The 11,097-nt window shown below is 34.5% G+C and carries 10 protein-coding genes and 1 tRNA gene; 5 read left to right on the forward strand and 6 right to left on the reverse strand.

What is annotated here, in order from left to right; genetic code table 11:
* Nucleotides 1-70: 70 nt before the first annotated feature.
* The 6 genes from ACP7AT_RS11705 to ACP7AT_RS11730 form a co-directional block, all read right to left on the reverse strand.
* On the reverse strand, nucleotides 71-2,167 hold the full coding sequence (locus ACP7AT_RS11705; RefSeq protein ID WP_426064497.1) for a peptidylprolyl isomerase: 2,097 nt from the start codon (nucleotides 2,165-2,167) through the stop codon (nucleotides 71-73).
* 108 nt (nucleotides 2,168-2,275) lie between these two features.
* Nucleotides 2,276-3,535: a hemolysin family protein gene (locus ACP7AT_RS11710; protein WP_426064498.1), complete on the reverse strand. Its 1,260-nt coding sequence runs from the start codon at nucleotides 3,533-3,535 to the stop codon at nucleotides 2,276-2,278.
* 3 nt (nucleotides 3,536-3,538) lie between these two features.
* Nucleotides 3,539-3,736, reverse strand: a complete 198-nt coding sequence (locus ACP7AT_RS11715; RefSeq protein WP_426064499.1) for a hypothetical protein — start codon at nucleotides 3,734-3,736, stop codon at nucleotides 3,539-3,541.
* A 10-nt stretch (nucleotides 3,737-3,746) separates the two neighbouring features.
* A complete protein-coding gene (gene lptC / locus ACP7AT_RS11720; protein ID WP_426064500.1) occupies nucleotides 3,747-4,301 on the reverse strand; it encodes an LPS export ABC transporter periplasmic protein LptC in 555 nt (184 codons plus the stop codon).
* A 40-nt stretch (nucleotides 4,302-4,341) separates the two neighbouring features.
* Nucleotides 4,342-5,592 (reverse strand): hypothetical protein, encoded by a 1,251-nt coding sequence (locus ACP7AT_RS11725; RefSeq protein ID WP_426064501.1) that lies wholly within the window; start codon nucleotides 5,590-5,592, stop codon nucleotides 4,342-4,344.
* Nucleotides 5,585-6,319: a type III pantothenate kinase gene (locus ACP7AT_RS11730; protein ID WP_426064502.1), complete on the reverse strand. Its 735-nt coding sequence runs from the start codon at nucleotides 6,317-6,319 to the stop codon at nucleotides 5,585-5,587. Before ACP7AT_RS11730 ends, ACP7AT_RS11725 begins: the two co-directional genes overlap by 8 nt.
* A 98-nt stretch (nucleotides 6,320-6,417) precedes the next feature.
* Here ACP7AT_RS11730 and ACP7AT_RS11735 point away from each other — a divergent pair.
* The 5 genes from ACP7AT_RS11735 to ACP7AT_RS11755 all read left to right on the forward strand — a co-directional run bounded on the left by ACP7AT_RS11735 (nucleotide 6,418) and on the right by ACP7AT_RS11755 (nucleotide 10,830).
* Nucleotides 6,418-6,490: transfer RNA gene (locus tag ACP7AT_RS11735), tRNA-Phe, on the forward strand.
* Between the two features lie 642 nt (nucleotides 6,491-7,132).
* The gene (locus ACP7AT_RS11740) at nucleotides 7,133-7,552 is read left to right on the forward strand and encodes an IS1/IS1595 family N-terminal zinc-binding domain-containing protein (protein ID WP_091204322.1); all 420 of its coding nucleotides are present in this window, start codon (nucleotides 7,133-7,135) and stop codon (nucleotides 7,550-7,552) included.
* A 101-nt stretch (nucleotides 7,553-7,653) separates the two neighbouring features.
* Complete coding sequence (locus tag ACP7AT_RS11745; protein ID WP_426064503.1) at nucleotides 7,654-9,033, forward strand: porin; 1,380 nt, start codon at nucleotides 7,654-7,656, stop codon at nucleotides 9,031-9,033.
* Nucleotides 9,034-9,057: 24 nt separating this feature from the next.
* The gene (locus ACP7AT_RS11750; protein WP_426064504.1) at nucleotides 9,058-10,593 is read left to right on the forward strand and encodes an MFS transporter; all 1,536 of its coding nucleotides are present in this window, start codon (nucleotides 9,058-9,060) and stop codon (nucleotides 10,591-10,593) included.
* Nucleotides 10,594-10,605: 12 nt separating this feature from the next.
* Nucleotides 10,606-10,830: a DUF6814 family protein gene (locus ACP7AT_RS11755; protein WP_426064505.1), complete on the forward strand. Its 225-nt coding sequence runs from the start codon at nucleotides 10,606-10,608 to the stop codon at nucleotides 10,828-10,830.
* Nucleotides 10,831-11,097 lie beyond the last annotated feature (267 nt).

Below are 11,097 nucleotides of genomic sequence, written 5' to 3' on the forward strand. Positions count from 1 at the left end.
TATATTAAAAACAAAATCCCGATACATTTAGCATGTATCGGGATTTTTATTGTCATTAATTACTTTTTGACTAGTAATTAAAATCTTGTCTGTTATCTTCAATTTTAGCGTTAGCTTTCAATGCAGGAACAACCCTGTTCGCATCTGAAGCACTTTGTGCTTTCAATTTAGCAACGTATGGTGCATGGTTTTTCAATACTGGTGCTTTTAAAGTACTTTTATTTTGAACAACATATACTCCAGTGTTGCCTTCAATTGGAGCAGATAATTTGTTTGCCGCTAATGCAAATGCATTTCCAACAACTTTTGGCTCTGGACCAACATTTGGCAACATCGCATTTTCCATAGTGAGACCGGTTGCTTGTTGTACCGTTCCTCCTACTGCTTTTGCAATTGCTTCAAGTGAAGAACCAGTCATTTTAGCTTTGATCAATGCTGCTTTTTTCTTGTTTTTTAGTATTTGTTCTACATAAGGTCTCGCTACAGAAACGGCAACTAAACCAGATTTATCAATACTTTTCAATTTTGCAATAACGTGACCTACATTAGCTACTTCAAATCTTTTTACAGCTCCTTCTTTAACTCCGTCTTCAAAAGCCCATCTCACGATAGTTCTTTGATTTCCTAATGTTCCAAAGTTCTCATCCATTCCTTTTACAGAGACAGCCGGAGCAACTTTAAGTCCCATATCTTTTGCAACTTTATTAAAGTCTTTGTCAGAAGCATTCATTTCTAACTTAGTTGACTGCGTAAATATTTTATCAGAAGTTGCTTCTGAAGCTTCTACTTTTTGAGCCACAGTAGCCAAACGAATTCCGTCTTGCTTATCTGTAATTTTTATAATATGAAAACCGAAATCAGTTTCAACTAAACCAACTTTACCAATCGCATTATTAAAAACAAAATCATTGAAAGGCTTCACCATTTGGTTTGGACCAAAATAACCCAAATCACCACCTTGTTGTGCAGACGAATCATCCGAAGCTGTAAAAGCCAACATCATAAAACTATCTGGATTAGCAGTTACCTGCGCCAAAATACTTTCTGCTTTTGCTTTTGCCTGTTCTTTTGTTCTTTTTTCTTTTTGATTAGGAACCTGAGTTCCTTCATAGCCAATTAAAATATGACTTGCTTTAGCATTTACACCTGGCTTCATTCCCATTGATTTAGAAATACAGTAGTAATTTCCAAAGATATATGGACCATAAACTTGACCTGGAGCAAGGTTAAACAATTTATCAGCATCTACAGCCGGTAAATCTTTTTTTGCAATGTATGTTGAATCGTAAGGAACATCTGAATTTGAATTTACGAAGTCAATTGCGTTCGTAGTAGTTCTAAATCCTGCTAAAGTATCGTTTTTACCTGTAGCTTGGTTGTACACTACACTTCCAGATAACAATGCATTAATTTTTGATTTTACATCCGCTTCATCCGCTGCAGATGCTTTGTCTTCAATCAAAACATATTCTACTTCACGGGATTCGTCTGCTTTGTATTTCTTTTCATTTTTCTTCATGAAATCTACAATCTCCGAATCAGAGATTTTTACTTCACTATCTTTTATGGTTGAATATAAACCGGCAACGTAAGCAAAGTTCACTTGGTTTGCTTCCATCTCGTATTTCATTTTACCTTCGCTTTCAGTTGTAAAAACTGCCGCTTTGATCAATGTGTTGTAGATTTGATATTTGGCATTTAAATCCGCATCTTTCTCTCTATCTTTTAAAAATTGAGCTTGTTCAGGATTAGATTTAAAATATTGTTTGAATTTGGCAACATCAAAAACACCTGCAGCATTCAAAAACAGTGGATTTCCACCAATATTTTGATCTGATTTTAAAACTTCCAATAAGTGTTTTTCCCCTACTCTAAGTCCTAATTTTTCAAATTCAGACGTCAACAAAGCGATAGAAACTTCTTGCTCCCAAACTCTGTTAGCTGCTTCAGTTGAAGTTATCCCTTGACCACCTTTTTCAACATTACTAACTTTAACTCTAAAATCCTCGAATGAAATATCTTTTCCATCGATGCTTCCTACATCTTTTGATGTACTGTTGAAACCACCACTGTTGAATATATCACCTATGATAAATGCTAATAAACAAAACCCGATAACGAGTATCAGAAGAAGTGAACGTTGTCTAATTTTTTGTAAAACTGCCATTTTATTGTTGTTAATTTATATATTCAGTTTGCGAAAATACAATTATCTAATTAATAATTATAGTAGTAGCGTTTTATTTTGCAAGAATTTTTATTTTCATAATAAAAATCACTCTTGCACACTCATTTTGACCAATTCAATTTTCTTATTTGTAGCTTCTTCAATGACAAAATGATAACAGTTTATGGTAATTACAGCTCCTTTTTGAGGAATTTCTTTTGTAAAATCGACAATGAAACCGCCCAGCGTTCCGTAAGAATCGCCTTCGGGAATGTGAAGTTTATAGGTTTGATTTAGATATTCCACATCCAATCGAGCCGAGAAAATAAAAACACCTTCGCCCAACTCTTTTTCTATCAACTCTTCATCGGAATCATGCTCGTCTTCAATTTCACCAAAAAGTTCTTCCACAATATCCTCAATTGTAATGATCCCCGACGTTCCGCCATATTCATCCAAAACAACGGCTACACTTTTTCTCTTTTTGGTCAGCAAATTCATAGCGTCTTTTATGAATATCGTTTCAGGAACAAATTCAACCGGAATCACAATTTCCTTTATGTTACTTGGTTTTTTGAATAAATCGAAGGAATGTACATAACCAATAATATCGTCAAGCGATTTTTGGTACACCACGATTTTGGAATAGCCCGTATCAATGAACAGTTGCTTCAGTTCTTCGATCGAATCAAACACCTCAACCGCTATTATTTCGGTGCGGGGACTCATCACATCCCTGGCTTTCACACCAGAAAACTCCAATGCATTTTGAAACATCAATATTTCAGAATCTACTAATTCATTATCCTCCACACTACTCATTTGTTCCGTAATATAATTGCCAAGTTCTATTTTACTAAAATACAACTGAATAGTATCGCCTTCCGTTTTAAAAAATTTCCGCAATATGAAATCAGAAATCCCAATGAAAAATGTAGAAATAAAATAGAATAGTTTATAGAATAGATAAGCCGGAACCGCAAAAAATTTAATAAACGAATTTGCATAAATTTGAAAAAAAACTTTAGGAAGAAACTCTGCAGTAATCAGAATAATTCCTGCCGAAATTAGGATTTGCAACAGCAGATTCACCCAATCTGAAAAATGATATCCCAAAGCTACAAACCATCTCATCACCGCATGACTCATAAAAAAACCATAGACCACCATTGCTATAGTGTTTCCAATAAGCATGGCTACAATAAAGTTTGATGGTTTTTCAGTAAGTTTTGTAAGTATTTTTGATAGAAAGTTATCTTGTTTTTTTTCGATTTCAAGATATATTTTATTGGAGGAGACAAAGGCTATCTCCATTCCTGAAAAAAAAGCACTTAGTATTAGACACGATATGATAATACTAACTTCCATCAATTAAGAGTTTTTATTACGGTCCTCAAATTTTTTGGCAAATTTTCTTCTAAAGAAAAACATGAATATCGCCAATCCGGCTATCATGAAACTCAGCCAAAAATTCCCTGATGCAGGATCATTCACTTTAGTGACACCATCATAAATGAAATAAGCGCCAAAAACAAGATAAACGTATTGTGTGTATTTTAAATAATTCATAATATTGTATTTAATCGTTCGTTTCTACTTCGCCCGTTATTTTTTGAGAATAAATCACTTTAAAATCTTTACTGAAATCAATTCCCTGTCCGTTAGAGATTCCTTTTGGGTCCGTAAATTTAAACCTTCTTTCGGTAAAAAACCACTCGTTTTTTAGATCATAATATAACTGCTCAGTTTCCAGCGTCTGACCTTGTTCGGTGAATATTTTTACTTTTCCCTGTAAATCAATAATATTCGTGCCTTTGTAAGAAATGGCATAATTTGATTTAATAAAGGTTTTTTTATCTTTTTTATCGTACAAAGTAACGTCTATTCCTTTAGGAAATTCCGTAAAAGGAAATTCGACACTGGCATAATCCAGCATTTTAGTACTAACCAATATAGCGGTTATCCGTCCTGAATCCGTGTATTTCAGATTCACCATGTCCGCGTCACTACTTGGAACAAATTCAGAAAAGTTAATTTTTTGTACTTCTTTAAAATTACTTTCGCATCCAAAAAAGAGTGTCACAGCAAAAACTGTGACAATCCATTTAAGATAATATTTTTTGAATAAAGTCATACGTTGGACTTACAAAGAAGTTTTAGTAAAAAATCTCTTTCTAGTTGAATTTTCGTTTTTCAAACCATCTGTCGTTTAGTGAAAAACTCACACTTACATTTGCATAGTTTTCTTCGACCAATTTTGCAGCAGTTGTTCCTCTTTTACCAAATTCAAGACCTAAATTTACGTTTGAGAATGTTCCAGTCAATGGCAATCCAACTCCTAACGTTAGCGCCATATCTTCTATCGGCTCTGAATGAATTACTAAGCCCGTATTTTCAAACCTGAAACCACCACGATAAGTAATTCTTTTGGCATAATTTGAAAATGAATTGTAATTTGGAATATAATAACCACCAATACTGTATTTTGAATGTTTCTCGTAAGTAACATTATCAAGTGAATTGTAATTATTATTCAGCGAACCAGCCTCTTGAAATGTGTATCCAACACCTACCAACCATTTTCTGGTTTCGCCAAAACCTGCCTGCGCATTATATTTACTTGGTATTTTCAAATTCTTTTCTGTCTTTACATCGCCAAGAACGTCAACAATAACCAAATCAAAATTTGAACCGTAAAGTGCCGTAGCTATATTTCTGGTGTTTTCAGCTTTTAATGTGCTTTCTAAAGCGTAATTCAAACTACTGAAAAAAGATACTTTTTTGTTAATTTTAGTCTGGTACATCATCCCAAGATTAAAATTTACTCCTGATAAATCTACCGAATTTAACTCTCGTGTACCAATAGAAATATCAGTAATATACTCAAAATTATTAGTCTCAATTTTTCCGAAATTATAATTCACATCGGCACCAATACTAAAATTGGGAGCTATTTTAAAACCTATACCAAAAAAAGCTTTATTCAAACCACCTGATCCGTTAAATCGTCTGTTGTTTTGTGCCGGATCTTCTGACACAGATGAAATTTTATACCCAACAGAAGAATAAGGAATCAAACCAAAACCAACTCCAAATTTACCTAATGGCAAACCTATTCCAAGATAATCTAAGGTTGATCTGCGCGCATTTGATGATTCAGTATCGGTTTTCAATTTTGTAGTTGCGTATGTACCACCCAAAGTAAAGGTAGTCAACTTTAAATGTGCAAAACTCGCCGGATTTTGTAAGTTCATATGAATACTATCTTGTTCGATAGCGATTTCTCCCATAGAACGGTTTTCAAGTGTTCCTCTAAACCGTACATCTCCAATTCCGTAGAAGGAATATGGAGACGCTGTTCCTTCCTGTGCAAAAGACACTAATGATAAAAGCAAACATGCGCTTATTAGAATTTTTTTAATCATTTTTGATTTTATATTGAAATGTTTGGTTCAAACTTTCCAACAGAAAATTTGAATTGGCAAATATGGTATTTTTTAATCGTATAGCCAAAAAATCTGTGTCGCCCCCCGTTAAAATTATTATAAAATTTGAATATCTCGCTTTATATTCATCGATAAAACCGTCAATCTCATAAACGAAACCATTTACCACACCCGAATGAATCGATTCAGACGTAGATGTTCCTATTAGATCTCTTGGACTTTCTAATGACAACAAAGGAAGTTTCGCCGTAAAATTGTGTAACGATTCATAACGCAATCGCAATCCTGGCGCAATCGCTCCGCCTAAATAATTATTTTTATCATCAATAAAATCATAGGTAACACAGGTTCCCGCATCAATAACCAATCGATTCTGATTGGGAAACCGAAGCGTGGCTCCTGCAGCCAGAACCATCCGGTCAATCCCTAAAGTTTTAGGAGTCGCATAAGAGTTATGGAACGGAAAAGAATCTTCATGAGACAGAAAATGCACATTCAAAACATTACTATATTCTAAAAATGACTGTTTTTCGACATCTCCAACTGACGAAACAACTATATCAGTAATTTTTTTGAAATTTTTTAAAATATTTTGAATATTTTTTTGAAGTTCTATTTTCGAAAAAACAAAAATTTCAAAAAGGGTAGTATCCTCAAAGACAGCTGCTTTAATTCGGGTATTTCCAACGTCGATAACTAAAATCATAATTTGGTTTTTGATGTTGCGAAGGTACGAATTGATTTTTTTTAAAAAATGTTTTGGATAAACTAAAAATCATTCTATATTTGCACCCGCAATAGCGAGGTACCTTAGCTCAGATGGTAGAGCAATGGACTGAAAATCCATGTGTCCCTGGTTCGATCCCTGGAGGTACCACAAAACCCGAATAGAAATATTCGGGTTTTTTGTTTTTAATCTATTTTTGAAAATGCATCGTCTTAATATTTTCTATTAAAAATCAGTTAATAAATTATATATTGGAGAAACGCACAACAGTAATGAAAGTATTATAAAAACACAATGAGCATCTTTACTCAGACTCATTTACAAAAAATGCTAATGATTGGGAAGTAGTTCTTCTCATTAATTGCACGAACAAAAAAGAAGCCACTTTTCTACAAAAATTTATAAAGGAAATGAAAAGCAGAATTTTTATCGAAAAAATCATCGGCAATTCGTCCACTCTGACACATTTTTTAAAATACCCTACATTTTCCCAAATCAAAAATTTACATTAAAGATAGGCGAGAATTTTCAGTTTTTTAAACTACCGCCGCAGCCCAAAACCTTTTCTTTAATTTCAAAAAAAGCGCACGTTTTGATTTGTTTTGAAGAATTATTTCACCAAAACCGCCTTGGATTCTGAAAATCAAACCTTTTCTATAATGTACCTTACTTTACTAAAAACGCACCAATAATTGAACAAAAATAAAGGGTTCGTACTTTTTTTCTAATATTTTTGCGAAATTCAAATAACAATAGTTGCTAAATTACTATATTTATGCAAAATTTATATATATGGAGATTTTAACCTGCCCCAAATGCCAGAGCAATCACATTATAAAAAGCGGCATAATCAATAGTAAACAAAGGTACTTATGTAAAAAATGCAATTACTTCTTTACGGTCAATAAAATTGGAAAAAAGATAGATGATTATTATGTTACCAAAGCATTACAACTCTATCTCGAGGGTTTGAGTTTTCGTGAAATAGAACGAATCATAGGGGTTTCCCATGTTACGGTAAGCAACTGGGTAAAAACCTTTAACATAAAAAAACCATCACACGCCAACTACCACCCTACCTATAAGATTTTAAGCCATTTAGAACTTATTGAATATATAAAAAACAAAGAGCTATTGTCCGGGGCTGGAATGATTATAACGGAGCTTGGTGATAAGTTTATGCTCATTAAATGGGAGCGATTCAAAGATTAACTATATACTTTACACATAAATATATCTAAATTTTTTTTCACAATAAAATAATAGAATTTGGCGCTTTATTAACCAACCATTTAATAACCAAAATTTTATTTATGAAAAAAATGTTTTTTACAGCGGCAATATTGTTATTGTCTTTAGAGGGTTTTTCACAAGGCTCTGTTGATTACGGTAGCGGAATGAAATTCAATTTGAACGAAGATGGTTCAAAATACATGCGTTTTATCGCATGGAACCAAATATGGTTTCGTTCCGGCCAAATGAACCCAGGAACAATGATTGGAAATGAAGCGGCTACAACTGGAACTGACATTGGGAACAGACGTTTGCGTTTTCTTGCCTACTCTCAATTATCCAAAAGATACATGATCGTGACACACTTTGGTATCAACAATCAAACTTTTACAAATGGAGGTGCCGCAGGATCTTCCGGAACTGGTGGATATGGCGCCGGAAAAAAACCAGGAATATTTTTCCACGATGCCTGGAACGAATATGCATTGTTTTTACCCGAAAAAGACAAAAAATTCAGTTTGACTCTGGGTGGTGGATTGCATTATTATATGGGATTATCAAGAGCCACAATGGCCTCAACATTAAATTTTCTAACAATTGACGCTCCTATTTTTAACTGGCCGCTAATTGAAAACTCCGATCAATTTGCCAGACAAATGGGTTTATTTGCCAAAGGAAAATACGGTAAATTAGAATACCGATTGAGTTACAATAAACCGTTCGCTACAAACTTAGTTCCTACCAATGTGACAACAGCAGATAATGCCGTAGCAGTTGACAACAGCGGAAACACAAAATGGTCAAAAGCTGGTTATTTCGAGTATCAATTCTTAGATCAGGAAGCTAATGTACTCCCGTATAAAGTGGGCAGTTATCTTGGGACTAAAAAAGTATTCAATATTGGTGCTGGTTTTTATACGGCTCCTGACGCAACCAAATCTTCGGTAAATAATACCATCAGCAAACACAATATCAATCTTTTTGCAGCGGATGTTTTTCTTGATTTACCTGTTGGGAAAAAAGAAAACAAAATGGCTGTAACTGGCTATAGCGTTTTCTACGATTATGATTTTGGACCAAATTATTTGCGTAATGTAGCTATAATGAATATTGGTTCCGTTGACCCAAACTTCACAGGAAGCAGAGCGTTGGCCGGAGCTGGAAATGCACAAGCTACCATTGGATCAGGAAATATCTGGTACACGCAAGCCGGAATTTTATTACCAAGCAAAGCAGATAAACCAAAAGTTCGCGTACAACCTTTTGGAGCATTTACCTATAAAAACTTTGACGCTTTAGACAAGTCCAGTACCCAATTTGATCTTGGAACTAACTTTTTCTTGGACGGTCAACACGCTAAAATCACAGCACAATATTCAGCAAGACCCGTTTACACTTCCCCATCTAACATCTCAGGATCAAAAGGAGAATTCATAGTACAACTACAAATCTATCTATAAACTAATTTTAATAAAATATAATTTATGAGTACTAAATCAACAAAAGGAATTTGGAAAGTCATTTCCGCGTCCTCAATGGGTACAATGATCGAATGGTATGATTTCTACATCTTTGGAAGTTTAGCCGTTGTAATTTCAACAAAATTTTTCCCTTCAGATAATCCTACAGCAGCCTTCTTATCGACTTTGGCAACATTCGCAGCGGGATTCGTAGTGCGTCCTTTTGGAGCGCTTTTCTTCGGAAGATTAGGAGATTTAATTGGAAGAAAATACACGTTCATGGTTACTTTATTATTAATGGGTGGTGCAACCTTCCTGATTGGATGTATCCCGAGTTATGAAACCATTGGATTCATGGCGCCTTTATTAGTGTTAATTCTTCGTTTGCTTCAAGGTCTTGCTTTGGGTGGTGAATATGGCGGAGCCGCAACCTACGTGGCTGAGCATGCTCCCGTAGGACAAAGAGGATATTGGACTTCTTGGATTCAGACTACTGCAACAGTTGGATTATTCATCTCCTTGATGGTAATTTTAGCCACAAGAAACATCCTTACGCCTGAGCAATTTGACGAATGGGGATGGAGAGTTCCGTTTTGGGTATCGATCATCATGGTTGGAGTTTCGTATTTAATTAGAAAAAATATGGATGAATCTCCTGTTTTTGCTAAAGCAAAAGCAGAAGGAAAAACCAGTACTAATCCATTGAAAGAGAGTTTTGGAAATCGTTACAACTTGAAATTTGTATTGTTGGCTTTATTTGGAGCAACAATGGGACAAGGGGTCGTTTGGTACACCGGTCAATTCTATGCCATGAATTTCATGAAAACGGTAATGTCTATTGATTCTTCTCAGGTAGATACTTTGTTAGGAATCGCATTAATGCTTGGTACTCCATTTTTCATCCTTTTTGGTTGGTTAAGTGATAAAGTAGGCCGAAAATACATCATGATGGGCGGAATGTTGCTAGCAATTGTATTATACAGACCTATTTATAAAAGCATGTACGAAACTACATCGATAGCCAATAAAACGGAAATAGTAGAAAAAACAAAACTACTCGCTGAGCTGAAAGAGAACAAGAAGCAAACCATGGATTCTATTTACACCACGAACAAAGAGTATGCGGATGGGACAACATTAGTAGAAGTAAAAACGGTATCTTTAGAAAACGGTACGGCTAAAGTTGTAGACGGAAAACCAAAAATAGAAACCAAAACAACTATTAAAATCAACTCCAGTGACAATTGGGCTTTAATATTTTTAGTATTTGTACAAGTCATATTTGTTACAATGGTGTACGGCCCAATTGCAGCTTTCCTTGTAGAAATGTTCCCCGTTAAAATTAGATACACGTCTATGTCGCTGCCATATCACGTAGGAAATGGAATTTTTGGAGGACTGCTTCCTGCAATTTCAACCTATTTTGTTATAAATGCAAAAGAGGGCGGAAATCCGGAATTTTATCTCGAAGGACTTTGGTATCCAATTGTTATAGCTGCTGTCAGCTTTGTGATTGGAATGGTTTATATTAAAAATAAAGACAAAAACGCTCACATTTAAAAAAACACAACTATGAATCAGATAAAAAGAGTTTTAGGATTAGTTTGGATGGCGTTAGCAGTTGCTACGGCCTATTATTGCATTGACATTTTTGGATTAAAATTGACCTCCGGCAAACAAGAAGATTTGGTTTTCGGAATAATCATATTTTTTATATTGCTACCGCTTGTGGTTTTAGGATTAGGAACCTTTGGGTATTATGCCTTAATGGGTGATTACGATGAAAAAAACGATTAATTAAATGCACTCCTTAAAAACAATCTCTGCATGTTTTTGCGGAGATTGTTTATTTTTTAAATAAAAAACACAGATTCGAATACAGAATCTTTAAAAAACGAAAGCACATTCCGCTGCAAAGCAAACTGAATTTTCTTATGAAAAAGAGACATGAACAAAAGTTGGTAATCCTTTCAATGCTAATGCTATTAGCTTTGAACGTGCCGCTCCTACTGTTATTTGACAGTTCGCAACCACTTTTTGGATTTCCAATTATCTATATTTATA

The organism is Flavobacterium sp. DSP2-3-1, assembly GCF_049896865.1.
Taxonomy (GTDB): Bacteria; Bacteroidota; Bacteroidia; order Flavobacteriales; family Flavobacteriaceae; genus Flavobacterium.